The organism is Serratia nematodiphila DZ0503SBS1, assembly GCF_000738675.1.
Taxonomy (GTDB): domain Bacteria; phylum Pseudomonadota; class Gammaproteobacteria; order Enterobacterales; family Enterobacteriaceae; genus Serratia; species Serratia nematodiphila.
Map to the genome: position 1 here is coordinate 3,398,126 of NZ_JPUX01000001.1, position 25,498 is coordinate 3,423,623.

The following is a 25,498-nucleotide window of genomic DNA, read 5'->3' on the forward strand; positions in this document are numbered from 1 at the left end:
GCTCATTCTCAATGGGGGCACTAGGGGCATGGCGTTATAGACCGCGAGTTTACCATTCAACCGGCCGATTTTGATCATTATTCATCATCCAGCCGCCACGCACCCGACGCGAGGCCTGTATGGTACGGATTGCGCGCCGGAATGCCAGCAGGTTTTGTTGCTGCGATTTACGTCGGCGGTAAAAGAACAGGGCGCGAATTGCTCGCGCCCTGAGGGAGGTTACTCAGCGGCGGACTTTTCCGCCTTGCCGGCCAGCAGGCTGAGGAAATCGTATTTCTCCTTCAGCTCTTTCTCGGCGGCCTGATACAGCGCGCTGGCCACCTCCGGCTGCTGCGCGTTCAGGCGACGGAAACGCTGCTCGTTCAGCAGTGTTTCAGCCAGGCTGCTGTTCGGCGGGCGCGAATCCAGCGCCAATGCGGCCTTGCCCTCGGCGCTGCGGCGCGGATCGAAGCGGTACAGCGGCCAGAAACCGGTGGCGGTCAGCTGTTTCATCTGATCGTGGCTGAGCGCCAGATCGTAGCCGTGCTCTTCGCACGGGCTGTAGGCGATGATCAGCGACGGCCCCGGATAGGCCTCGGCCTCCTGAATCGCTTTCACCGTCTGGTTAAGCTGCGCCCCCAGCGAAATCTGCGCGACGTAGACATGGCCGTACATCATCATACTGACGCCCAGATCCTTGCGCGCCTTGCGCTTGCCGTGCTCGCCGAACTTGGTCACCGCGCCCAGCGGCGTGGCTTTCGACTGCTGGCCGCCGGTGTTGGAGTAGCACTGGGTGTCGAGCACCAGCACGTTGACGTTCTCCGTCAGGCTGAGCACGTGATCCAAACCGCCAAAGCCGATGTCGTAGGCCCAGCCGTCCCCGCCGATCAGCCAGATCGATTTATCCACCAGGTAGTCGGCGTCCGCCGCCAGCTGGCGCGCATCTTCACCTTCAATACTCGCTAGCAGCGCGCGCAGTTCGGCGATTTGCTTGCGGCGCGGCTCCGGCGCCACGTCGGCCATCTGCAGGGCGTTGACCAATTGCTCCGGCAGCTGCGGCGCCAGTGCGTTCAGCAGACGCAGCACTCGCGCGCGATGTTGATCGACCGTCAGGCGGAAGCCCAGGCCGAATTCGGCGTTGTCTTCGAACAGCGAGTTGGCCCACGCCGGCCCGCGCCCTTCGGCGTTGGTGGTGTACGGCGTGGTCGGCAGGTTGCCGCCATAGATCGACGAACAGCCGGTGGCGTTGGCGATCAGCAAACGGTCACCATAGAGCTGGGTCAACAGCTTGATGTACGGCGTTTCGCCGCAGCCTGAGCAGGCGCCGGAGTACTCGAACAGCGGCGTGATCAGCTGCGAGGTGCGAATGTCGATGCGCTCCAGCTGCGCCGGATCGATTTCCGGCAACTGCAGGAAGAAGTCATAGTTGTCTTTCTCCGCCGCCAGATTATCGAGGCGCGACGCCATGTTGATGGCCTTGATTTCCGGGTTCTGGCGATCTTTAGCCGGGCAGACCTCGACGCACAGGTTACAGCCGGTGCAATCTTCCGGCGCTACCTGCAGCACGTATTTCTGGCCGCGCATATCGCGCGCTTTCACATCCAGAGACTGCAGAGAGGCGGGGGCGTGTTCCATTTCCGCCGGCTGCACCACCTTGGCGCGAATGGCGGAGTGCGGGCAGGCGGCGACGCAGTGGTTGCACTGGGTGCACAGGTCGGGCTGCCAGATCGGGATCGCTTCGGCGATGTTGCGCTTTTCCCACTGGGTGGTGCCCACCGGCCAGGTGCCGTCCGGCGGGAAGGCGGAAACCGGCAGCGCATCGCCCAGCCCGGCCAGCATCGCGGCGGTAACGGTTTTGACGAAGTCCGGCGCGGCGTCCGACACCACCGGCGGGCGCATCGGGCTGCTGGCGTCTACCGGCTGCAGCGGGATCTCGGTCAGCGCGGCGCGGGTGGCGCCCAGCGCCTGCCAGTTGCGCTCGACGATCTCCTGGCCCTTGCTGCTGTAGCTGCGGGCGATGGCGTCCTGCAGCTGTTGCAGCGCCACGTCGCTCGGCAGGATCTGCGTCAGGTGGAAGAACGCCATCTGCATTACGGTGTTGATGCGCGCGCCGAGCCGGCATTCACGCGCCAGCTTGGCGGCGTTGATGATATAGAAACGCGCCTGGCGTTGGTGCAACAGCGCCTGAACCTCCTGCGGCAGGCGCGACCAGACCTCATCGGCGCCGTAAGGGGTATTGAGCAGGAAGGTGCCGCCGGGCTTCAGGCGTTCGACCATCTGGTACTTATCGATAAACTGCAGTTGGTGGCAGCCGACGAAGTCCGCGTGGCTGACCAGGTAGGCCGAATTGATCGGCTGCTCGCTGACGCGCAGGTGCGACACCGTCAGGCCGCCGGCCTTTTTGGAGTCATAGACGAAATAGCCCTGGGCATACAGCGGCGTGGCGTTGCCGATGATTTTGATGTTGTTCTTGGTGGCAGAGACCGAGCCGTCGCTGCCCAAACCGTAGAACAGCGCTTCCAGCGAGGCGCGCTGCGGCAGGATTTCGTCGCTCAGCGGCAGCGAAAGCCCGGTGACGTCATCGAAGATGCCGACGGTGAAACGCGGGCGTGGCTGCGGCAGGGCCAACTCGCGGAATACCGCCAGCGCGCAGTCCGGGCCGAACTCTTTCGACGACAGGCCGTAACGGCCGCCGATCACCCGCGGCAGCGTGGCGCGCTCCCCCCGGCTGTAGGCTTCCGCCAGCGCGGTCATCACGTCCAGATACAGCGGCTCGGCCAGCGCGCCCGGCTCTTTGGTGCGATCGAGCACCGCGACGCTGCGCACGCTGTCCGGCAGCGCGCCGAGCAGATGCTGGGCGGAGAACGGCCGGAACAGCCGCACCTTGAGCACGCCGACTTTCTCGCCGCGGGTCAGCAGGGTGTCGATCACTTCTTCGCAGGTGCCGGCGGCGGAACCCATCACTACCACCACGCGTTCGGCCTGCGGGTGGCCGTAATAGTCGAACGGCCGATAGCGGCGGCCGGTGAGGGCGGCGAAGGCTTCCATGGCGTCGATCACGTGTTGGCCGGTGGCGTCATACCACGGGTTGGTGGCTTCGCGCGACTGGAAATAGGTGTCCGGGTTGGCGGAAGTGCCGCGCACCACCGGATGATCCGGCGACAGCGCCCGGCTGCGGTGCGCGTCGATCGCCGCCTGCGGCAGCATCTGCCGCAGCGTATCGTCGCTGAGAGGCACAATCTTGTTGATCTCGTGCGAGGTGCGGAAACCGTCGAAGAAATGGATAAACGGCACGCGCGCGTTGAGGGTGGCGGTCTGCGAGATCAGCGCGAAGTCCTGCGCCTCCTGCACGTTGCCGGCACACAGCATGGCGCAGCCGGTTTGGCGCACCGCCATCACGTCCGAATGGTCGCCGAAGATGGACAGCGCGTGCGTGGCCACGGTGCGCGCGGCGACGTGCAGCACGAACGGCGTCAGCTCGCCGGCCAGTTTGTACAGCGTGGGGATCATCAGCAGCAGGCCCTGCGATGAAGTGAACGAGGTCGACAGCGCGCCGGTTTGCAAGGCGCCGTGCACGGTGGCGATCGCGCCGCCTTCCGACTGCATTTCCACCACCCGCGGAATATCGCCCCAGATGTTTTGCCGGCCATCGCCGGACCAGGCGTCCGCCTGCTCCGCCATGGTGGAGCTTGGCGTGATAGGGTAGATGGCAATCACTTCGTTGGTGCGATAGGCCACGGAAGCGACTGCATTATTACCATCTGTAGTTATCATCGGCGTTACCTTTTCATTGCTCACAAAGCCGCGAAAGCGCACTTTCGCAGTAATGGAAAAAAGTCTAACAGAGGGGCGAACGCGGCTTTATCGCGTTTGTGTGGCGGGTGATAAATCGGCAAGCGTATCGGGCATCACTATTTGCATCGCCGGTTGAGGTCACTTCAATAAATTGTTTTCGCCGTTTAAAGACAATTTATTTCCGGCGCGTCATAATTGCGCATCGGTAAACTGATGGAAGAAAACCATGAGCGGATTTATGTATTTGACGATGGCGATCGTTGCGGAAGTGATCGCCACCACCATGTTGAAAGCCTCTGAGGGCTTTACCCGTCTGTGGCCGTCGCTGCTGGTGGTGCTGGGCTACGGCGTGGCGTTTTGGGGGCTGTCGATGGTGGTCAAGAGCATGCCGCTGGGCATCGTGTATGCGATTTGGTCGGGCATGGGGATTGTGCTGGTGTCGGTCGCCGCGGTGTTCGTTTATCAGCAAAAATTGGATTGGCCGGCGATCGTTGGCATGGGATTAATTATTGCCGGCGTGCTGGTGATTAATTTACTGTCGAAAGCCTCGGTGCACTGAGTGTTATTTTAATGTAAAAAAAAGCCGGCGTGACAGCAAGTCGCGCCGGTTGAAGAATTCAGCCATCATTCACTGAAAATAGTGGAATGCTAATTAGTTAGCGCCGCCAGCATAGACACAAATATCGTTCTCTCCGGTAGCAAAAAATGCGCCGCCGCAATGAAAGCACGCGAAGATAATTAATACCGCTGTCGCGGGAAAAACTTCCTCGATGGCCGCGGTGACGTTATCACTTTTTTGCGTGCGGCCAGTACCTGACAGCGAGTGGCGCCGTCACGGAAATATTCTGCAAACAAAATAAATGTTCGGCCGGCGCAAAAAAACGACAAATAATGGCTGGAATATATTTTCATTATTTATATATCGAGCTAGATTAAACAAGTTTGCATCAAAGATAGCGAAACGTGTCCGCCAAGTGACGCGCGTTATCAGCAATGGCGATTTTACACAGCGCAGTTCCGGGTTCAGGAGTGGGATAATGACGACATCAAAATGGCTGCTTGCCAGCGCCGTGCTGCTTTTAGCCGCCTGCAGCAGCAATAACGAAGAGCCAGTACAGCAGGGCAACAGTGCCAGAATCAATACGTTGCAGACCAGCGCCGGTTGCGCGGCGGTCGGCGGCGTTACCACCATCGCGCACAACTTGAACGGTGAAGCGCTGCGCATGTGCCAGATGCCGAACGGCAAGCAGTGCGAAGAACGTACGCTGGCCCTGGGCAGCTGCGCCGGGTAAGCCCGCGGCGCCTGGCCTGCAGGATCAATACACCCAATCGCGCAGGGTATAAATAAGCGTGTGGCCGCTGCCGGTGAGCGTCAGCTGCTGTGCGTTTAGCGTCACTTCGGCGCCGTTTTCCAGCACGGTGCCAATCACCCGATCCCAGCGGTTGCGCTGCTCATCAGGGCACAGCTTGCGCGTGGTGGCCAGCGATTTCACCGTCAGCACGCCGTCGCGTAATTGCCCCTGGCCGAAAAAGCGGTTGCACATCGTGCCGGAGACATGCAGGTTCTCGCCGAATTCCAGATTGAGCAGGCCGCCGCCCGCCGGTGATTTTGCCGTTTCGCCATCCACGCTTTGCAACACGAAGTTGTGATGCAACAGATCGCCTGGCGTGACGGCCGTGTGTGGTTTCATGCTGCACCCCGCTAAGGCCAGCGCCGCAAGGGCGGCTACCGTGGTTTTTCTCATCGCGTTCTCTCAAATAAACAGGGCGCCGCAAGGGCGCCCCGAGGTTACGCTCAGGCGTTCAACTGGTTCGGGCAGGTTTCGCCGCGATCCAACTGGCTGATGTTCTGCAGCGTGGTTTGTGAAATGCTGGTCAGCGCCTCTTCGGTCAGGAAAGCCTGATGGCCGGTAAACAGCACGTTGTGGCAGGCCGAGAGGCGGCGGAACACGTCGTCCTGAATCACGTCGTTAGACTTGTCCTCAAAGAACAGATCGCGTTCGTTCTCGTAGACGTCCATCCCGAGGGCGCCGATTTTTTGCTGCTTCAGCGCATCGATGGCGGCGGTGGAATCGATCAGCGCGCCGCGGCTGGTGTTGATCACCATTACGCCGTTTTTCATCATCGCGAAGGCGTCGGCATTCAGTAGGTGGTGGTTCTCCGGCGTCAGCGGGCAGTGCAGGGTGATCACGTCGGATTGCGCGTACAGCGTCTTCAGATCGACATACTCCGCGCCCAGTTCCAGCGCCTGTTCGCTCGGGAACGGATCGTAGGCCAGCAGTTTCATGCCGAAGCCTTTCAGAATGCGCATCGTCGCCACGCCGATTTTACCGGTGCCGATCACGCCGGCGGTGCGATTGTGCATGTTAAAGCCGATCAGCCCTTCCAGCGAGAAGTTGGCGTCGCGGGTACGCTGATAAGCGCGGTGAATACGGCGGTTCAGGCACATCATCATGCCGACCGCGTGTTCTGCCACGGCCTCCGGCGAGTAGGCCGGCACGCGCACCACCTTGATGCCCAGTTCTTTGGCGGCGTCCAGATCGACGTTATTGAAACCGGCGCAGCGCAGGGCGAGAATTTCGACGCCCAGCGCCGCCAGTTCTTCGAGCACTTCACGGCTGCCGTCGTCGTTGACGAAGATACACACCGCCTTGCAACCGGCGGCCGTTTTGGCGGTTTTTTTACTGAGTAAAAAGTCGAAGAATTCCAGCTCATAGCCAAACTGCTGATTCACCAGTTCGAGGTATTTACGGTCATACTGTTTGGTACTGTATATCGCCAATTTCATCGTGGTTTCTCCACCGTGATTTTGTGATCAATTTAACAGATTTTAGTAAATTCGACAATTGGTTAGCCCGTTTCGACATGGCCGAAATCGCTGCTGCAAGGCTGCGGTGGGTCTGGATACGATGGAGGGAAGACGACGGTGGCGACAGGCGGCAAAAAAATCCCCACGGGGGTGTGGGGAATGGCTTCTCTAGTACACAGTTAGCTAGCAGCTAAACTTTTATTAGAATGGTTGCAAGACTATTAATCATCAACGGTAACAACAATAACAAAAGTCTGAAAACTGTCCTGTTTATGTGATGTATATGTAACGAAAATCTACAACCCCGCACACGTTTGCGCCAAAAAGGTGCAAATCGCTTCTGCGAGCCCGCTCGGCTTCACCCTATGTCAAATTCGTGCCATCATTATTGTCAATTCAGGCATAGACTTAACCAATGCCTAACTCAGGAACGAAGCAATCATTTAATGACCAGGCGATTGAAAGTATTCATAGGGACGGTGGCGGGCTGCGCAATCCTGGTGCTGGCGTTGTGGCAAACCTTGCCGCGCTGGCTGCCGGGGGTGTTATCGCATTGGTTGCCGGCGGGGAGCCGCCTGGAATTGCAGGGCAAATTGCACTGGCGCCAGGGCGGCCTGGCGTTGGCGGGGGCGCGTTTCACTGCGCAAGATTGCCTGTTGGCCAACGTCGGGCCGACGCGGCTGGTTTACCGCCAGGGCCGCTGGCAGCTGTCGAGCGATAAGGTCAGCGTCGATAGCGCCTGTTTGTCAAAACTGCCGAGTGGCGACGCCAACAGCGCGCCGCTGGCGCTCGATCAGCTGCAGCAACAGCTGCCGCCGCTGGATCTCACCATTAATGACCTGACGCTCATTCCCTGGCAGCGCTATGCCGGCAAGCTGCAGCTTTCCTCCGGCCCCGACGGGCAACGTCTGCATTATCGGGGCCCGAATCTCAGCGCTGAGGCGCAGCTGGATGAAAAACAGCAGCTGACGTTGCAGAGCCTGACCGTGGTTCCGCCCAACAGCGCACAACCTTTGCACCTCGCCGGCAAGATCACCATCCCGTTGGATCTGGCCAGCCTGCCGACGCAGGGCGCGTTGCAGGGGGAAATGCAAACCGCCTATCTGGAAAAACCGGTATTGCTGGACATGCGCTGGCAACAGCAGCAGGGCGTATTGACGGTGAGCGAGAAAGGCGACGATCGCCCGCTGGCGGTGTTGCCGTGGGAAGTCTCGCCGCAGCGGGTCAGCATCAAGCAGGGCGAGTGGCGTTGGCCGTACAGCGAGCAGCCGTTGAACGGCGGGCTCAGCATCGCGCTGCACGATTGGAGCAAAGGGCTGGATGAAACGGAGATCAGCGCGCGGCTGAACGTGATCACCGCGGGTCACAACGGCAAGGGCAATGCGGTGCTCACCCTCGGGCCGGGCAAGGTGGGGTTGACCGACAGCGATCTGCGCTTCCAACTGACCGGCCAGGCCAATCTGGCCGACTTTTCCACTACCGCGTCGATCCCGGGTGTGATCGGCGGCAGCATTCTCAACCCGACGCTGGTGCTGCAGCCCGGTTCGCTGCTGCGCCTGTGGGGCAAGGTGACGCCGGAAATGACGCTGGAAGAGGCGCGTTTGCCGCTGGCGGGCGTGAAGGTGACCGCCGCCGGCATCACCGGCCGCCTACAGGCGATTTTGAGCGCCAGCGACAGTTACTGGGGCCGCTTCAAGCTGCACCTGGACGGCCAGGCACAGGATTTCTGGCCGGACAAGGGCCACTGGCAATGGCGTTACTGGGGCAATGGCCGCTTGCCGCCGCTGCAGGCCGCCTGGGACGTCGCCGGCAGCGGCCGTTGGCGCGACAGTGAGTTGGTGCTCGACAAACTTTCCACCGGCTTCGATAAGTTGAAGTACGGTCTGGTGACGGTCGCCGCGCCGCGCCTGAGCCTCAATCAGCCGCTGCGCTGGCGGCGTGATGAACAAAGTCCGCAGTTCAACGGCGAGTTGCAGCTGGCGGCGGATAAGGTCAGCTTCAGCGACGGCGGCTATCTGCCGGCGCCGGTGCTGGCGCTGCAGGTGAACGGCCGTTCACCGGGCAGTTTCCAGCTGCAGGGCAAACTGCAGGCGCAACAGATTGGGCCGATCGCGCTGCGCGGCCGTTGGGACGGCGAACGTCTGCGCGGCGAAGCCTGGTGGCCGAAACAGTCGCTGAAGGTGTTCCAACCGCTGCTGGCGCCGGATCTCAATCTCACGCTGCGCGACGGCGAGTTTTACGCGCAGTCGGCGTTTTCCGCCGCTCGCGAACAAGGGTTCGAGGCCGGTGGCCACTGGGTGGTGAAAAACGGCGGCATGTGGCTGAAGGACGGCGAGATGAGCGGCCTGGATTTTATCCTGTCGTACCGGTTCAAGCAGCATCAGTGGCAATTGGGGGCCAAACAGCCGGTGTCGCTGCGCATCAAGTCTTTCACCAACCTGTTCGAGATGCAGAATATTTCCGCCGATCTGCAGGGCACCTATCCTTATAGCGAAAGGCAGCCGCTGACGTTGAGCAACGTCGGCGTGGACATGCTCAACGGGCATATCAGCCTGTCGGCGCTGCGGTTGCCGCAGCATGACGCCGCGGTGCTGAAGCTGGACAAGGTCGATCTCAGCGCGCTGTTCACCGCTCTGAAACCGAAGCAGTTTGCCATGTCCGGCCGGGTCGACGGCGAACTGCCGCTGTTCCTGAATCACCCGAAATGGCTGGTGCAAAACGGCTGGATCGCCAACGCCGGCACCCTGACGCTGCGCCTGGACAAAGACATGGCCGACGCCATCGGCAGCAACAACCTGGCGACCGGCGCGGCGATCGACTGGCTGCGCTACATGGAAATCAACCGTTCGCACGCCCGGGTCGATCTCGACAACCTGGGCGAGCTGACGCTGAGCGCGCGCATCGACGGCATCAACCCGCAGAAAAGCGCCAAGCGCGAGGTGATCCTGAACTATCGCCATCAGGAAAACGTGTTTCAGCTGTGGCGCAGTTTGCGCTTCGGCGACAATTTACAGGAGTGGCTGGAGCAGGCCCTCTCACAACCTGGGGAGCAACAATGAAAATCATGAGTGTGTCGGCGCTGGCAGCGGTGCTGTGCGTTTCGCTGCTGAGCGGCTGCGTGCCGCGCATCGAGGTGGCGACGCCGAAGGATCCGATCACCATCAATATGAACGTCAAGATCGAGCATGAGATTCATATCAAGGTGGATAAGGACGTCGAAAACCTGCTGAAAACCCAAAGCGGTCTGTTCTAGGAGCCGACATGAAAAAACGTTATGTGTGGCTGGCCGGCGCCGCCTGGCTGTTCAGCAGCGTGGCGATGGCGCTGACGCTGGATGAGGCGAAGCAGCAAGGGCGGGTGGGCGAAACCCTGAGCGGCTATATTGCGCCGGTGAAACAGGATGCGGAAACGCTGGCGCTGGTGAAGCGCATCAACGCCGGCCGCGCCGAGAAGTATCAGGAAGTGGCGGACGGCAACCATATCGCCGTCGACGAAGTGGCACGCATGGCGGGGCAGAAGCTGGTGACGCGTGCGCAGAGCGGCGAGTATGTGCGCGGCATCAACGGACAATGGTTGAAGAAATAAAAAAAGCGCGCCGTCTGGCGCGCTAAATGATACGGATAGATGATTATTATGAGGGTAGTGCAGGTTTGACAGGACTTGCCTTTTGTCCGGCAGGGGCACGGCGCCCCTGCGCAGGGTCTTAGGCAGCAACCACCTGAGACAGGGCCGCTTTGGCGTCTTCCTGGGCTTTGGTGGCCACTTCCGGGCCGTAGGCGATGCCTTCCGCGAAGACGAACTCCACGTCGGTAATGCCGATGAAGCCCAGGAACAGACGCAGGTAAGGTTCTACCAGGTCGGTTGGGGTGCCTTTATGGATGCCGCCGCGGCTGGTCAGGATCACGGCGCGTTTGTTTTTCACCAGGCCTTCCGGACCGTTTTCGGTGTAGCGGAAGGTCACGCCGGCGCGGGCAACCAGATCGAAATAGTTTTTCAGCTGGGTCGGGATGTTGAAGTTGTACATCGGTGCGGCAATCACGATGACGTCATTGGCCTGCAGCTCGGCGATCAGCTCGTCCGACAGCGCCAGCGCTTCTTGTTGACGCGGGGTCAACGGCGCATCGGAAGGACGCAGCGCGCCAACCAGTTCGCCGTCCAGCACCGGGATTGGCTGTGCGGCCAGATCGCGCACGGTGATGGTGTCGCCGCTATGGGCGTTGCTCCATTGCTCTACGAAGAAATCGGCCAGTTGGTTAGACTGAGAGTAGGTCGCCAGGATGCTTGATTTCAGAACCAATACGTTGCTCATCGATAATTCCTTACGTTGTGACAGTGACATCAGGACTCAGCGTCCCTTGCATGAAGTACATGCTATTCACATTCCTCCAACAGTGATAGCGCAATATTTCGAGATCTTCGTTCGATTTTATTGAATGACATGCCGAGGTTTTGCTCGCGGAAGTAGGGCGAAAAAGCCGTTTGTGATAGGCTGTGCGGCTAAAGCAAAAAAATCGCTAAAAAAACATTAAACCGTTGCTAAGCCTGGTCTTGGCGGCGAAGAAACAAGGAACACTGAACGTGAAATCTCCGCTCGAGGCACTGCCGGCCCAACTGGGCGAGCTGATGCTCCGCGATCAACAACGCCTGCGTCGTCGCCTGCATGGCGCACGAAAAATCAAAAATCCCGATGCCCAGCTGGCGGTCGCCGCCGAAGTGGAAAGCGACATCGCGGCGGCGCGGCAAAAAGTGCTGGCGCGCGCCGCGTCTTGCCCGCGCATTACCTATCCGGAAAGCCTGCCGGTCAGTCAGAAAAAGCAGGACATTTTAAACGCTGTCCGCGATCACCAGGTGGTGATCGTTGCCGGGGAGACCGGCTCGGGGAAAACCACCCAGTTGCCGAAGATCTGTCTGGAGCTGGGGCGTGGGGTGAAAGGGCTGATCGGCCACACCCAGCCGCGCCGCCTGGCGGCGCGCACCGTCGCCAACCGCATCGCCGACGAGCTGGAAACCCCGCTCGGCGGCAGCGTCGGTTACAAGGTGCGCTTCAACGATCAGGTCGGGGAAAACACCCTGGTCAAGCTGATGACCGACGGCATCTTGCTGGCGGAAATTCAGCAGGATCGCCTGCTGATGCAGTACGACACGCTGATCATCGATGAAGCGCACGAGCGCAGCCTCAACATCGACTTTATTCTCGGCTACCTGCGTGAACTGCTGCCGAAGCGCCCGGATCTCAAGGTGATCATCACCTCGGCGACCATCGATCCGCAGCGCTTCTCGCGCCACTTCAACAATGCGCCGATCATCGAGGTTTCCGGCCGCACTTACCCGGTGGAGGTGCGTTACCGCCCGGTGGTCGACGACGGCGACGATACCGACCGCGACCAGCTGCAGGCGATTTTCGATGCGGTGGACGAGCTTGGGCGCGAAGGGCCGGGCGACATTCTGATCTTCATGAGCGGCGAGCGAGAGATCCGCGACACCGCCGACGCTCTGAACCGCCTCAATTTGCCGCACACCGAAGTGCTGCCGCTGTATGCGCGCCTGTCGAACAGCGAGCAGAACCGGGTGTTCCAGTCGCACCACGGTCGCCGCATCGTGCTGGCCACCAACGTGGCGGAAACCTCGCTGACGGTGCCGGGCATCAAGTACGTCATCGATCCGGGCACCGCGCGCATCAGCCGCTACAGCTTCCGCACCAAGGTGCAGCGCCTGCCGATCGAGCCGGTGTCCCAGGCTTCCGCCAACCAGCGTAAAGGGCGCTGCGGCCGCGTATCGGAAGGGGTGTGCATTCGCTTGTATTCCGAACAGGACTTCCTGTCGCGGCCGGCGTTTACCGATCCGGAAATTCTGCGCACCAACCTGGCGTCGGTCATTCTGCAGATGACCTCGCTGGGGCTGGGCGACATCGCCGCGTTTCCGTTCGTCGAAGCGCCGGATAAACGCAACATTCAGGATGGCGTGCGCCTGCTGGAAGAGCTGGGGGCGATCGCCACCGCCGACAACGGCCACTATCAGCTGACGCCGCAAGGCCGGCAGCTGGCGCAGTTGCCGATTGACCCGCGTCTGGCGCGCATGGTGCTGGAAGCGCAGAAGAGCGGCAGCGTGCGCGAGGTGATGATCATCACCGCCGCGCTATCGATTCAGGATCCGCGTGAGCGCCCGATGGACAAGCAGCAGGCCTCGGACGAAAAACACCGCCGCTTCGCCGACAAAGACTCCGATTTCCTGGCGTTCGTCAATCTGTGGGATTATCTGCAGGAGCAGCAAAAGGCGAACTCTTCCAGCCAGTTCCGCCGGCTGTGCCGCAACGATTTCCTCAACTACCTGCGGGTGCGCGAGTGGCAGGATATCTATACCCAGCTGCGCCAGGTGGTGAAAGAGCTGGGGCTGCCGATCAACAGCACGCCTTCCGACTACCGCAGCGTGCACACCGCGCTGCTGACCGGCTTGCTGTCGCACATTGGCCAGAAGGATGCGGACAAGCAGGAATACACCGGCGCGCGCAATGCCCGCTTCTCAATCTTCCCCGGCTCCGGCCTGTTCAAGAAGCCGCCGAAGTGGACCATGGTGGCCGAACTGGTGGAAACCAGCCGCCTGTGGGGGCGCATCGCCGCGCGCATCGAACCGGAATGGATCGAGCCGCTGGCTCAGCATCTGGTGAAACACAGCTACAGCGAGCCGCACTGGTCGAAGTCGCAAGGGGCGGTGATGGCCAGCGAAAAGGTCACGCTGTTCGGTTTGCCGATCGTCGCGGCGCGCCAGGTCAATTACGGCGCCATCGATCCATTGCTGTGCCGTGAGCTGTTTATCCGCCATGCGCTGGTGGAGGGGGACTGGCAGACGCGCCACGCCTTCTTCCGTGAAAACCAAAAGCTGCGCGCCGAAGTGGAAGAGCTGGAGCATAAATCGCGCCGCCGCGACATTCTGGTGGACGACGAGACGCTGTTCGGCTTCTACGATCGCCGCATCCCCAACGACGTGGTTTCCGGCCGTCATTTCGACAGCTGGTGGAAGAATGCCGCCAAACAGCAGCCCGACCTGCTGAACTTCGAAAAAGAGATGCTGATTAAGGAGGGCGCCAACAAGATCAGCGCGCTGGACTACCCGAACTTCTGGCATCAGGGCAATCTCAAGCTGCGGCTGAGCTACCAGTTTGAACCGGGCACCGACGCCGACGGCGTGACGGTGCACATTCCGTTGCCGATCCTCAATCAGGTGGAGGAGCAGGGCTTCGAGTGGCAGATCCCCGGCATCCGCCGTGAGCTGGTGATCGCGCTGATCAAGTCGCTGCCGAAACCGGTGCGCCGCAACTTCGTGCCGGCGCCGAACTACGCCGAAGCATTCCTCGGCCGCGTTACGGCGCTGGAATTGCCGCTGCTGGACGCGCTGGAGCGCGAGCTGCGGCGCATGACTGGCGTGACCGTGTCACGTGATGACTGGCAGTGGGCTCAGGTGCCCGATCACCTGAAAATGACTTTCCGCGTGGTGGGCGAGAAGAACCAGACGCTGCGCGAAGGCAAAGACCTGGCCGCGTTGCGCCTGCAGCTGAAAGAGAAGGTGCAGGAGACGCTGTCGGCGGTGGCCGATGACGGGCTGGAGCAGAGCAATCTGCATGTCTGGAGCTTTGGCCAACTGCCGGCGTTCTACGAGCAGAAGCGCGGCGGCTATTCGATGAAGGCCTACCCGGCGCTGGTGGATGAGAAGGACAGCGTGGCGATCCGCCTGTTCGACAGCGAAAGCGAGCAGCAACAGGCGATGTGGCAGGGCACGCGCCGCCTGCTGTTGCTGAATATTCCTTCGCCGATCAAATATCTGCATGAGAAGCTGCCGAACAAGGCCAAACTGGGGCTTTATTTCAACCCGTACGGCAAGGTACTGGAGCTGATCGACGACTGCATTTCGTGCGGCATCGACAAGCTGATCGCCGAACACGGCGGCCCGGTCTGGCAGGAAGAAGGCTTTGCGCGTTTGCAAGAGCAGATCCGCGCCGAGCTGAACGACACGGTGGTCGAGGTGGCCAAGCAGGTTGAGCAGATCCTGACGGCGGTCTTCAATATCAACAAGCGGCTGAAAGGCCGGGTGGACATGTCGTTGGCGCTGGCGCTGTCGGATATCAAGACCCAGCTCGGTGGCCTGGTCTACCGTGGCTTCGTCACCGGCAACGGATGGAAACGCCTGCCGGACACGCTGCGTTACCTGCAGGCGATCGAGCGCCGGCTGGAGAAACTGGCTATCGATCCACACCGCGATCGCGCGCAGATGCTGCGGGTGGAGCAGGTGCAGCAGGCGTGGCAGCAGTGGCTGAACAAGCTGCCGCCGAAGCGGCAGCAGGAAGAAGAGGTGAAAGCGGTGCGCTGGATGATCGAGGAACTGCGCGTCAGCCTGTTCGCGCAGCAGTTGGGCACGCCTTACCCGATCTCCGACAAGCGCATTCTGCAAACCATCGAACAGCTTTCGGGCTAAGCTCAGGCGCGCCGGCCGGCAAGCGGCCGGCGCAGCGCAAGTTGAAATTCAGGGAACAGATAAGCAGCAACGGCGCTTGATGCGCCGTTGCGAGAGCTACTTGCCCGCCGCCAGGGCGTCCAGCGCGTCGCGGATGCCGGGCACCGCCAGGGCGCGGTTATCGGCGCGATAGCGATCTTTCGCCGCCGGCGCCGAGCTTTGGATGGCGATCAGCTGCCAGCCGTCGGCGGTTTTCAACAGCAGCGGTGAGCCGCTGTCGCCGGGCAGGGTATCACACTGGTGCGACAGTACGCCTTGCTGGGCCCAGCCGGTGACCTTGCAGTTTTGGTGGCTGTAGAGGTCATCCAGATGATCCTCCGGGTAACCCGCCTGAGTGATCAGCCGTTTGGCCTGTTTCAGGGCCTGGGTCAGCGCCTTGCTGTCGCCTTGCCACAGCGGCAACGGTGCGATCGGCAGCGGCTTTTTGTCTTTCAGACGGATCAGCGCAAAATCATAAGCGGCCGCAGCGGGCGGGACAATCCAGCCATCGCCGTCCGGCTTCAGCTTTTTGCCCAGCTTGCTGTCGACCAGGGTCTCGATATCGCCGGTTTGATACTGCCAGGATTTATCGCCTGCCACAAAGCGCAGAGCGATGGCTTTATCCAGTTGCCCGGGCGGCGCCAGCACGCAGTGGCCGGCGGTCAGCGCCAGGTGCGGGGAGATCAGCGTGGCGGTACACAGATTGCCGCTGGCGGTTTCGACCTGGCCGATGGCCTGCCACGGCTGGGCGGCGGTATCCGTGACCTTGATTCGTTCATCTTTGCCGAAAAACAGACGCGTTTGCTCGGCCTTGGACGGGCCGTCGGCGCGTGCCGCCTGAGCAGCGATGAGCGGGAGTGAGCACAGCAACAGTAAAACGGATATGCGCATAGATCTCTTGCCTGACAAATACGGATCATCCATAAACACACTGAATGCTAACTATAGACTGATTTAGCAGCCATGTGGATGGGCAATAATTGATTTTTCAATAATTTCCCGCCGGCGACGCGGCAGGCTACAGGTAAAAAAAGACGGCGATCAGTCCGCAAAGGATCAGGGCGGTCAGAACGATCTCGAACAGGTAGCGGCGCAGCATCAATGAGAACCCCCCGATGAAAAAACACCCGGCGAACCGGGTGTCGTACACGTCAAGCCTGAAGCGGTGAGGGGACCCTCACGTCATTACGCTTTTTTGTGGCTGGTTTTCTTGTGGTGCTTTTTAGCCGCCTGGGCTTTTTGCGCCGGGGCTTTCTTCACGGCTTTTTTGTGATGCTTCTTGGCCGCCTGCGCTTTCTGTACCGGCGCTTTCTTGCCGTGGTGTTTCACCTGAGCTTTAGCCGGCGCAGCGGTGGCGGTGGTTGCGGTTGCCGCAGGTGCGGTGGTGGCAGCCTCGGCAGCGAAAGCCACGGAAGACAGACCCATTGCAGCGGCAACAACCAGAGCTAATACTTTTTTCATCGTAGAATCCTCAACATGACTTTTGGGTATCAACCCCACTGCGGGGCCGTTGAAATGATAGTAGGCAAACGGCGCCCGGCTTTCCGTGAGTGATTGGTTTCGGCATGTAACCTAATGTACAGGGCGACGGCGGCGAGGGGATTGCTGCTATAATGACCACCAGGCGCGATAAAAGGGATTTAAAATGAACGAGATAGTGATTCGTTATGGCGTAACCGAACAGGGCGAGGTGCCGCTGGCCTATGAGGACTGGGGCGATGAGGCGCACCCGCCGCTGCTGCTCATCATGGGCATCGGCGCGCAGCTGTTGCTGTGGCCTGATGACTTCTGCCGCGCCCTGGTGGCTCAGGGGTTTCGGGTGATCCGTTATGACAACCGCGATGTCGGCCTTTCCGGCAAAACGCAGGCGCAACGCACGCAGCCGTTGTGGCTGCTGATGCTGCGCGCCCAGCTCGGTTGGCAAACGCCGGTGCCTTATACCCTGGCGGACATGGCGACGGATGCGGCGCATCTGCTCGATCATTTACGCATCCCGCAGGCTCACGTACTTGGCGCTTCGATGGGGGGGATGATCGCCCAGGTGCTGGCCGCTGAATACCCGCAGCGCGTCGCCTCGTTATGCATCTTGTTCTCCAGCACCAATCAGCCGCTGTTGCCACCGCCGGCGCCTTCGCTGCTGTGGCTGTTGGTGCGCCGGCCGGCGGCCGATTTGACGCTGCAGCAGCGCCACGAGGGAATGAAGGCCTTCCTGCGCGCGCTCGGTACCCGGTTTTATCCGCCGGAGGAGGCGGAGCTGGATGCATTGGTGAATCGGTTGTTGAAGCGGGGCGTGGATCCCGAAGGCGTGCAGCGGCAACTTTCCGCGTTGCTCGGCAGCGGCGATCTGCGTCGCTACAGCCGGCGCATAGCCGCGCCGACGCTGGTCATTCACGGCGATCGCGATCGGCTGGTACGCAAGGCGGGTGGAGTGGCGATCGCCCGCGCGGTCGTCAACGCCAAATTGCATATTATGCCGGGCATGGGGCATGACCTGCCTGCGCCGTTGAGGCTGCAGCTGGCGGCGATGATCGCCCGTCATGCGCTGGGATGATAAGCCGGATCGCCAGCGTTTTGGCTATTTTAGTTACAACATACTAATGGTGGGTCGCCACCCGCCGCTCTGTAGCCAAGGCGATGTCGGCACAGAACGTGCGTTATGAAGCATTATCCGGTCTTGCAGGTGGGAAAAGGGCGCGGCAGAGCCGCGCCAGGGGAGATTACAGGTAGCGGTTTTCCAAATGCTGACGGAAATAGCGTGGGTTGAGCGCTTCGCCGGTTGCGTTGGCGATCAGCGTCTCGGTCGGGAAACGGCTGCCGTGGCGCCAGATGTTGTGCTGCAGCCAGTGGAACAGCGGCTGCAGGTTGCCGGCGGCGATATCTTCGTTCAGCGAAGGCAGGGCCTGACGCACGCTGTGGAACAGCTGCGCGGCGTACATCGCGCCGAGGGTGTAAGTCGGGAAGTAGCCGAAGGCACCGTCGGTCCAGTGAATATCCTGCATGCAGCCGTTGCGGTAGTTGCCGATGGTGTCGAGGCCGAGGTAAGCACTCATCTTCTCATTCCACAGCGCCGGAATGTCTTCCACTTCGATATCGCCTTCGATCAGCGCTTTTTCAATTTCGTAGCGCAGGATGACGTGAGCAGGATAGCTCACTTCGTCGGCGTCGACGCGGATCAGGCCCGGTTTAACGCGCTGGTTGAGGCGAATGAAGTTGGTCTCTTCCAGCGCCGGCTGTTCGCCAAACTGCGCGGTGACTAACGGACGCAAGATTTTCAGGAATTCATTGCCGCGCGCCAGCTGCATTTCGAACAGCAGGCTCTGTGATTCGTGGATAGCGGTAGAACGGGCCAGGGCGACCGGCTGGCCAAGCAGATCGCACGGCAGGTTTTGCTCGTAGCGGGCGTGGCCGGTCTCGTGCACGATGCCGAGCAGCGCGGTCAGAAACTCTTTCTCGTTGTAACGCGTAGTGATGCGTACATCTTCCGGCACGCCGCCGCAGAACGGGTGGGCGCTGACGTCGACGCGGCCATTGTCGAAGTTGAAACCGAGCAGTTTCATCACGCTCAGGCTCAGCTGACGCTGGGTGTCCACATTGAACGGGCCTTGTGGCGCCTGGCAGGGCTCATTAGCTTGTTTGGCCACCACGCGCTGCAGCAGATCCGGCAGCCAGGTTTTCAGATCGCCGAAGATGCGGTCGAGATCGCTGCTGCGCATGCCCGGCTCATACAGGTTGAGCAGGGCATCATAGCGGCTTGTGCCGGCCGCCTGCGCGCGGATCTGCGCCTCTTCCCGGCTGAGCTTGACCACCTCGCGCAGGTTGTCGGCGAAGCCGTCCCAATCGTTGGCTGGGCGCTGGGCGCGCCAGGCGTGTTCGCAGCGCGCACCCGCGAGCGACTTGGCCTCGACCAGCGACGCCGGCAGCAGCACGGCGTCTTCATATTGGCGGCGCATTTCGCGCAGGTTGGCGCGGTCGAGTTCGTCCAGCGTCTCTTGCTGCGCGCGATCCAACAGCGCGCCGGTGCTTTGTGCCGTTAAAATCTGGTGCTGCAGCACGCTCAGCTCGGCCAGCGCTTCGGAGCGCGCCTTGCTGCCGCCCGGTGGCATCATGGTTTGCATGTCCCAACCGGCGATGGCGGACAGGTGGCCGAAACGCGACAACCGGCTGAACAGGGCGCGCAGGTGATCGTAAGCAGACGTGTTGGAATGTGCAGATGTCATTATTATTCGGCTCCAATGAGAAGGTCTGGCGGCATTATGCCAGATCGGCTTTTAAACTGAATGTCGGCTTTACCGGCCAGCAGAAACGGAAACTGGCGCCGCCGAGCGAACTGCCTTCGACGAACACCTGCCCCTGGTAGGCGACGGCGATGGAATGGACGATGGCCAGTCCCAACCCGCAGCCGCCGGTAGCGCGATCGCGGCTGGGGTCGAGACGGACGAAAGGTTCAAACACCCGTTCACGCTCTTCCGGCGGAATGCCCGGCCCGTCGTCTTCGACCTGCAAGCAGGCGAGGTCGCCGTCAAACCACAGGCCGACGCGCAGACGCTGTTCGGAATAGCGCAGCGCGTTGTTGACCAGGTTGTCGAGCACGCGCTCCATCAGGCGCAGATCGACGCCGCCGAAGTCGCCGACGTGTGGGATATCGAGCTGGATGTCACGTTCCTGATGAATAAGACGGATATCATCGACCTTGTCCTCAAGCCATTTTGGCAGATCGATGGGGTCAATGTTTAACGCAACCTGCGGGCGGTCCAAACGGGCATAGGTCAGCAGCTCGTCGATCAGCGACTCCAGCTGGCCGATATCGCGGTTCAGCGCCTGCTGCTCGCTTTCGGACAGATTATCGCTCATTTCGAGCCGGTAACGCAGGCGCACCAGCGGCGTTCGCAGCTCGTGCGCGATGCCGTCGATCAGCTGTTTCTTGCTGGCGATCAGGGTGTTGACGCTGTCGGCCATCTGGTTGAACGCCACGCCGAGCCGGCTCAGGCTGGAGGTGGGATCGAAGTGGGTGCGCTCATCCAGATGCCCGGCGCCGAGCCGCTGGGCGGCGTTTTCCAATTTTAGCAGGTCTTGCCAGTGCGGCCGCATCCACAGAAACACCGGCAGCGCCAGCGACATGCCGATAAACACCAGCAATACCAGATCCAGCAGGCGCATCTGGTGCAGGTAGAACAGATAAGGAATGGGGCCGACCACTAACACGTAGTGGCTGCGCGGAATGCGCTGCATAAAGGTGTACTGATCGTCGAGGGCGATGATTTCCCCCAGCCGCAGCCGTTTTTTCAGATCCTCGCTTAGCGCCTGTTTGCCGAGCGGTTCGATATGCAGTTTGAACGACAGATTGAGATCCAGCGTGGCGATGGTCTTGTTCCAGTCCTTCAACGGGATTTCGCGCAGCTCGCTGCGCATCAGGTACAGCGAACTTTTCATCAGATCGTCCATCGACTGGCGGCCGGCGCGCTCGGCGGTCACCTTGTACACCAGGCCAACCAGCATCGCCATCACCAGAAAACAGACGAACAGCAACAGGAAGAACTGGACGAAAAGTTTTCTCATTGTTGCACCGATGCCCAGGCGTTAGGGGCGAACAGATAGCCTTTATTGCGCACGGTCTTGATGCGGAACGGTTCCAGCGCGTTATCGTACAGCTTGCGGCGCAGGCGGGAGATCGCCACGTCGATGCTGCGATCCATGCCGTCATAGCTTACGCCGCGCAGGTTTTGCAGCAACGCCTCACGATCCATGATCTGCCCGGCGTGGGTCGCCAATTCCCACAACAAATCGAAATCCGAGGTGGACAGGGTGATCGTTTCTTCGCCCAGCGTGACCTGCCGGTTGACCGGATCGATGCACAACAGCCCGAAATGCAGCGCGTTGTGCTGGGTGAGCGGCTGAACCGACTCTTCTTTCGGCTGCTGGCTGTGTTGGCGCAGGTGCAAACGCAGGCGGGCCAGCAACACCGCCGGCGGCGTGGTTTTCAGGATATAGTCGTTGGCGCCCATCTCCAGCGACAGAATATGGTTCATGTCGCTGTCGAGCGAGGTGAGCAGCACGATCGGGCCGGGGAAGGTAGGGCGCAGATCGCGGCACAGCGTCATGCCGTCTTTGCCGGGCAGCATGATGTCCAGCAGCACCAAATCGGGTTGCTCGCGCTCAATGCGCGCCTGCGCGCTGTCGCCGCGCGGTTCGATCAGCACCTCGATGTCGTGTTTGCCCAGATAGGCGGCGATCAGCTTGCCGACTTCAGGATCGTCTTCCACAAAAACAATTTTATGCATATGCCCGTGTTTTAATAAGAAAAGCGGATTTCAGCATAGCGCGGCCTACAGCGATGCGCCATGCGGATCTTTGCCTCAGCGCAGCGGCCGCCCGCCGTCGACGCCGTGGGTGCGGCCGGTCACGTAACGGCTCTCCAGCAGGTAGTTCACCAGATTGACCACTTCGCTCTCGCCCGGCGCGACCTTCATCAGCGATTTCGCCAGCGCTTGTTGGCGGTAGGCTTCATCGTCGCCCGGATTGAAGATGATCAGCGCCGGCGCGATGGCGTTGACCTTCACCTCCGGCGCCAGCTTGCGGGCGAACGATCGGGTCATATTGTCCAGCGCGGCCTTGCTGGCGGCGTAGGCGATATGTTTGTCGCTGCCTTTTTCCACCACGTAGTCGGTCAGATGGATAATGTCAGCGCCTGCCTGGCCCTGGCCGGTCAGGCAAGACTCGAGCAGTTGGTTGAGCAAATAGGGCGTATAGACGTGAATTTGCAGCATCGCCGCCATCACTTGCTCCGGCGGCACTTCCGCCGACTCGGCCTGCCAGGCGCTGGCGTTGTGGATCACCGCGCGCAATTTGGGCGCCACCTGCCGCACCTGGTCGGCGAAACGGTAGATACCTTCGTGCGTGGAAAAATCGCCTTGAATACAACTGGCGCCCAAGGCTTTCAACTCGGTCATCGCCGGATATTCGCTGCGATAGGCGATGATGACGGGAACGCCGCGCTGGAGAAACGCTCTGGCGAGCGCCAGCCCGATGCGCCGCGCGCCGCCGGTAATCAGCACCGGGGCAGAGTTGGGGTGTTCCATTGATTAAAGCTCCTGGACAGACTGGCAAACAATAGGGGAATTATGCCATCATACGGCGGAAAGTCGTTAAAGCTTCGCATGATTATCCATTTCTGGATGTAAGATCCCCAATGCGTTTCAGGTTGCCGCCCGGCGGCGGCTTGAAAGACCACGGGTTAACACTGGCCATGAGAGGAATGAGGGGATGAACAGCAATCACCTTGCATCCATCGCGCGCAGTGAGAAAATCTGTTTCGACTATATGGATTTTCTGTCCGCATCGTGCAGGAAGCACTGGCGCTTTGTTGATGCTATTTATGGTGTGATGCCGATCTTCGGCATGGTGTTGAAATCGCGCGTGACCACGTCACAAACGCGCAAAGAGCAGTTGAAAGAGCTGGCGCTGCAAGTGGTGTCGACACAGGTCAGCGATGAAACCAATATCGTGCGCCTGATTGACCTGGCGCAGCAGCAGGGCCTGACGGTGTTTGATATTCAGTTGCCCTATGCGCTGGAAGCGCAACAGCTGGCGGCCATTCAAAAAGAGTGCGAGAAAGGCATTGCGATCGCCCTGGTGGGTGAGCGCATGACCATCACCATTCCCCCTAAAAGCTGACCGGGTGTACCGACCCGGCCGCCCGTTCATGGTTAGGCAATTGACTTACCGAGATGGCCTAACCATGAACGTGATGTCTCACGCCGCATGACGGCCGGCGTCTAGAGCTGGGTCCCGGCATTCGGGCCGGAGCGCAGGGTATAAATACTGTCTATATGAATTAACACCGCGTACTTCGGCGGCTTCATCCCATTTTTTTCCGCAAACGTCAATGCATCGTCAAACGGCTTGCCCGCCAGAAACAGTTCGGGCGTGCCAACGAAGCGGTAACCGTCCAGCGCCTCGCGATCGATGATCACCACGGCCATTTTCGAGCCGGCCTTGATGTTTTTCAGCGTTTGGCCACCGGTATTTTCGTTGTAAATCAGCGTACGGTCATCATAGAGGCGCAAAGAGCGCTTGGGGCCGATATCGGGAACGCCGTTCGGGCTGCTGGTCGCCTGCACAGGCAGCTGTTTAGCCAGCATCTTCTTCATCTCGTCATTCAATTCATTCATTACAGATGACCCTCAGATTGGTGTGTCACTTTTAATGCAAGGTAGCGGAAGCGTTGGCCGCCGGCGCGCAGACGCTGGTTTCCGGCAGCCGGTGTTCGCGCAGCAAGTGCAGAGTTTCAATCCTGAAACGCAGCAGGTGCCGTTCGGCGATCTGCTGCATCTGTTCGCACAGCGACGTATCGTCCAACAGTTGCTCGATAGCGACTCGGGCCTGATGAACATGCAGCTCGACGCCGCGAAGAGGCTTCTGCCGCAGGCGCAGATGGGTAATGTTGTTGAACGTGACGATCAGCGCGGCAAGGGCAGACTCGAAAATATTCAGCGCTTCAAATCTGGCGGTATATTCCGCATTCAGCCAGGGCTTCTCGGCGATGATCGCCTGAGCCCCCTCCAGCGCCTGTTGATAGCGCGCCATCGCCAGGCGATCGCGCTGCTGATTGAATGCCGTGTTGCCCTCGGCGATCCGTGCTTCCCAAGCAGCAAACAAGGGTAATGCGTGCAGCAGTTTTTCAGCCATGAAATGCCTTCCATTTTCAGCCTGTCTAAACCCGCCTCCTGACGCCTCTCGGCAGGGGGCGCTCGAGCCATACCGTCAATCACAATTGATAATGATAATTAATTGCATTTGAGATCGCAAGCGAAGCCACTGACGGATTAATCACGGGGAGCGGGGTAAGAGGAAGGACGAGCAAATGAAATGCGGCTGACGGGCAGCCGCATGGGCAGGCGATTTTAGTGCAACATAAACCAGCCGGCAGGCAGCGTGGCCACCAGCAGCAAGAAGATGCTGCTTTTTTCCAGGCGATTGAGCAGATTGATATCTCGATGGCCGCGGCGGGCATACATGAACACCAACAGCCCTGGCGCATACAGAAGCACCGACATCAGCAAGTGCATCAGCCCGGAAGCATACAGCAGCCACAGGCCATAGACGCAGGCGCCGGTGGCGGCGAAGATCAGGCGTTTGTCGCGGCGGCGGTAAGCCACCTTGAACAGAAACGCGCCGACCAGGAAGTAAGGCACCAGGATCATCTCTGACGCGATGGTCAACAGCGAGTTGTAGTTGCTGCCGGTCAGCCAGATCAGCACCAGCGCCAGTTGCACCGCGATGTTGGTCAGCCACAGCGAAGAGGACGGGGCGTGATGGCGGTTCTGCTTGCCGAACACGCGCGGAAACGCGCCGTGCTGCGCGGCCAGCAGCGGCACTTCCGCCGCCATGATGGTCCAGCTCAGGTAGGCCCCGCACACGGAAACGATCAGGCCGGCGGCGATGAGCACGTCTCCCCACGGGCCGATCAGTTCTACCATCAGCACCGCCATTGACGGATTGCGCATCTCGGCCAGTTCGCTGCGCGGCACCACGCCCAGCGACAGCAGCGTGACCATCAGATACACCGCCAGCGCCGACAGCACCGCCAGCATAGTGGCGCGGCCCACGTCTTTCTTATTGCGGGCGCGGGCGGAAACCACCACCGCGCCCTCCACGCCGATAAACACCCACAGGGTGATCAGCATGGTGTCCTTGACCTGTTCCCACACCGGTTTACCGAGGGCGATGCCGTTGAAATCCAGTGTGAACACGTCCATTTTAAAGGCAATCGCCGCCAGAACGGCGAACATCCCCAGCGGCAACAGTTTGGCGAGGGTGGCCGCCAGATTGATGCTGGCGGCGGTTTGCACGCCGCGCAGCACCAGCGCGTGCACGATCCACAGCAGGGCGGATTCGGCGATCAGCGCCTGCCAGGTATTGCCGTCACCGAGGATAACGTTGCCGCCGCGATCGGTAAAAATGCTCAGCGCCGCGAACACGATCACCAGATACGAGACGTTGGCGATCACGGCGCACAGCCAGTAACCCCAGGCGGAGCAGAAGCCCACCAGTTCGCCGAATCCTTCTTTGGCGTAGGTGAAGATGCCGCCGTCCAGATCCGGACGCAAACGCGTAAGCAACAGCATGGCGAATGCCAAAAACAGAATGCCGACGCCGGTGATCCCCCAACCCAGCAGCAGCGCGGCGGGGCTGGCGACCTGCGCCATGTTTTGCGGCAGACTGAACACGCCGGCGCCCAGCATCGAGCTGAGCACCAAAGCGGTTAGCGCGGTAAGACCGAGTTTTTTTTCCAATGACGGATCCTGAACGCAGAATAAACAACTGGAAGGGAACTGCTTGGCGGCAACAATGTATTAACAACCACTGCGCGAATAGACAATAGCCCTAAAAATTGGCGCAAATTCTACGGAGGGATGATTAGAGATGCAATGA

22 protein-coding genes are annotated in these 25,498 nt (G+C 60.4%); 8 read left to right on the forward strand and 14 right to left on the reverse strand.

What is annotated here, in order from left to right; genetic code table 11:
- Positions 1-219 precede the first annotated feature (219 nt).
- Entirely contained in the window at positions 220-3,753 is a 3,534-nt protein-coding gene (gene nifJ / locus JL05_RS15745) for a pyruvate:ferredoxin (flavodoxin) oxidoreductase (RefSeq protein WP_033632934.1), read from the reverse strand.
- Positions 3,754-4,000: 247 nt separating this feature from the next.
- Here nifJ and ssmE point away from each other — a divergent pair, with 247 nt between their 5' ends.
- Complete coding sequence (gene ssmE, locus JL05_RS15750; protein WP_033632935.1) at positions 4,001-4,333, forward strand: multidrug efflux SMR transporter SsmE; 333 nt, start codon at positions 4,001-4,003, stop codon at positions 4,331-4,333.
- A gap of 478 nt (positions 4,334-4,811) precedes the next feature.
- Complete coding sequence (locus JL05_RS15755; RefSeq protein WP_004930482.1) at positions 4,812-5,066, forward strand: DUF333 domain-containing protein; 255 nt, start codon at positions 4,812-4,814, stop codon at positions 5,064-5,066.
- Positions 5,067-5,090: 24 nt separating this feature from the next.
- On the opposite strand, the gene hslJ is transcribed toward JL05_RS15755, so the two are convergent.
- Both hslJ and JL05_RS15765 read right to left on the reverse strand, forming a co-directional pair.
- Positions 5,091-5,519: a heat shock protein HslJ gene (hslJ, locus tag JL05_RS15760; protein WP_015377998.1), complete on the reverse strand. Its 429-nt coding sequence runs from the start codon at positions 5,517-5,519 to the stop codon at positions 5,091-5,093.
- Positions 5,520-5,569: 50 nt separating this feature from the next.
- Positions 5,570-6,562, reverse strand: a complete 993-nt coding sequence (locus JL05_RS15765; RefSeq protein ID WP_015377997.1) for a 2-hydroxyacid dehydrogenase — start codon at positions 6,560-6,562, stop codon at positions 5,570-5,572.
- A gap of 467 nt (positions 6,563-7,029) precedes the next feature.
- Between JL05_RS15765 and JL05_RS15770 the strand changes: the two genes are divergently transcribed.
- Genes JL05_RS15770 through JL05_RS15780 form a run of 3 tightly spaced genes read left to right on the forward strand, consistent with a single transcriptional unit; the run spans position 7,030 to position 10,168 of the window.
- Complete coding sequence (locus JL05_RS15770; RefSeq protein ID WP_033632937.1) at positions 7,030-9,642, forward strand: YdbH family protein; 2,613 nt, start codon at positions 7,030-7,032, stop codon at positions 9,640-9,642.
- Entirely contained in the window at positions 9,639-9,836 is a 198-nt protein-coding gene (locus tag JL05_RS15775; RefSeq protein WP_004930472.1) for a YnbE family lipoprotein, read from the forward strand. The genes JL05_RS15770 and JL05_RS15775 overlap by 4 nt, the downstream gene beginning before the upstream one ends.
- Before the next feature lie 8 nt (positions 9,837-9,844).
- A complete protein-coding gene (locus JL05_RS15780; RefSeq protein ID WP_015377995.1) occupies positions 9,845-10,168 on the forward strand; it encodes a YdbL family probable chaperone protein in 324 nt (107 codons plus the stop codon).
- Positions 10,169-10,286: 118 nt separating this feature from the next.
- On the opposite strand, the gene azoR is transcribed toward JL05_RS15780, so the two are convergent.
- Positions 10,287-10,892 carry an FMN-dependent NADH-azoreductase gene (azoR, locus tag JL05_RS15785; RefSeq protein ID WP_015377994.1) on the reverse strand — a complete coding sequence of 202 codons (606 nt, stop codon included), beginning with the start codon at positions 10,890-10,892 and terminating at the stop codon, positions 10,287-10,289.
- 269 nt (positions 10,893-11,161) lie between these two features.
- On the opposite strand from azoR, the gene hrpA reads away from it, so the two are divergent.
- A complete protein-coding gene (gene hrpA / locus JL05_RS15790) occupies positions 11,162-15,049 on the forward strand; it encodes an ATP-dependent RNA helicase HrpA (RefSeq protein ID WP_072010103.1) in 3,888 nt (1,295 codons plus the stop codon).
- Positions 15,050-15,145: 96 nt separating this feature from the next.
- Here hrpA and JL05_RS15795 read toward each other — a convergent pair whose 3' ends face one another.
- From JL05_RS15795 to asr, 3 genes are all read right to left on the reverse strand, one after another.
- Positions 15,146-15,958, reverse strand: coding sequence for a trypsin-like serine peptidase (locus JL05_RS15795; RefSeq protein ID WP_033632938.1), 813 nt, complete (start codon positions 15,956-15,958; stop codon positions 15,146-15,148).
- 127 nt (positions 15,959-16,085) lie between these two features.
- Positions 16,086-16,217 (reverse strand): small membrane protein YdgU, encoded by a 132-nt coding sequence (gene ydgU, locus JL05_RS25840; protein WP_016927581.1) that lies wholly within the window; start codon positions 16,215-16,217, stop codon positions 16,086-16,088.
- Between the two features lie 35 nt (positions 16,218-16,252).
- The gene (gene asr, locus JL05_RS15800) at positions 16,253-16,528 is read right to left on the reverse strand and encodes an acid resistance repetitive basic protein Asr (RefSeq protein ID WP_004930450.1); all 276 of its coding nucleotides are present in this window, start codon (positions 16,526-16,528) and stop codon (positions 16,253-16,255) included.
- A 184-nt stretch (positions 16,529-16,712) separates the two neighbouring features.
- Between asr and JL05_RS15805 the strand changes: the two genes are divergently transcribed.
- Positions 16,713-17,618, forward strand: coding sequence for an alpha/beta fold hydrolase (locus JL05_RS15805; protein WP_033632939.1), 906 nt, complete (start codon positions 16,713-16,715; stop codon positions 17,616-17,618).
- A gap of 166 nt (positions 17,619-17,784) precedes the next feature.
- Here the strand turns inward: JL05_RS15805 and JL05_RS15810 are convergent, their stop codons facing one another.
- The 4 genes from JL05_RS15810 to folM all read right to left on the reverse strand — a co-directional run bounded on the left by JL05_RS15810 (position 17,785) and on the right by folM (position 22,143).
- The gene (locus JL05_RS15810; protein WP_033632941.1) at positions 17,785-19,284 is read right to left on the reverse strand and encodes a carboxypeptidase M32; all 1,500 of its coding nucleotides are present in this window, start codon (positions 19,282-19,284) and stop codon (positions 17,785-17,787) included.
- 34 nt (positions 19,285-19,318) lie between these two features.
- Entirely contained in the window at positions 19,319-20,623 is a 1,305-nt protein-coding gene (gene rstB, locus JL05_RS15815; protein ID WP_004938311.1) for a two-component system sensor histidine kinase RstB, read from the reverse strand.
- Positions 20,620-21,345, reverse strand: a complete 726-nt coding sequence (gene rstA / locus JL05_RS15820) for a two-component system response regulator RstA (RefSeq protein ID WP_004938307.1) — start codon at positions 21,343-21,345, stop codon at positions 20,620-20,622. The genes rstB and rstA overlap by 4 nt, the downstream gene beginning before the upstream one ends.
- A gap of 75 nt (positions 21,346-21,420) precedes the next feature.
- Positions 21,421-22,143: a dihydromonapterin reductase gene (gene folM / locus JL05_RS15825; RefSeq protein WP_016927586.1), complete on the reverse strand. Its 723-nt coding sequence runs from the start codon at positions 22,141-22,143 to the stop codon at positions 21,421-21,423.
- Positions 22,144-22,327: 184 nt separating this feature from the next.
- Between folM and JL05_RS15830 the strand changes: the two genes are divergently transcribed.
- Positions 22,328-22,738 (forward strand): hypothetical protein, encoded by a 411-nt coding sequence (locus JL05_RS15830; RefSeq protein WP_033632942.1) that lies wholly within the window; start codon positions 22,328-22,330, stop codon positions 22,736-22,738.
- Positions 22,739-22,839: 101 nt separating this feature from the next.
- Here the strand turns inward: JL05_RS15830 and JL05_RS15835 are convergent, their stop codons facing one another.
- The 3 genes from JL05_RS15835 to JL05_RS15845 all read right to left on the reverse strand — a co-directional run bounded on the left by JL05_RS15835 (position 22,840) and on the right by JL05_RS15845 (position 25,359).
- Positions 22,840-23,235: a pyridoxamine 5'-phosphate oxidase family protein gene (locus JL05_RS15835; RefSeq protein ID WP_004938299.1), complete on the reverse strand. Its 396-nt coding sequence runs from the start codon at positions 23,233-23,235 to the stop codon at positions 22,840-22,842.
- 31 nt (positions 23,236-23,266) lie between these two features.
- A complete protein-coding gene (locus JL05_RS15840) occupies positions 23,267-23,752 on the reverse strand; it encodes a DUF2753 family protein (RefSeq protein ID WP_033632943.1) in 486 nt (161 codons plus the stop codon).
- Positions 23,753-23,967: 215 nt separating this feature from the next.
- Entirely contained in the window at positions 23,968-25,359 is a 1,392-nt protein-coding gene (locus JL05_RS15845; protein ID WP_033632944.1) for an amino acid permease, read from the reverse strand.
- Positions 25,360-25,498 lie beyond the last annotated feature (139 nt).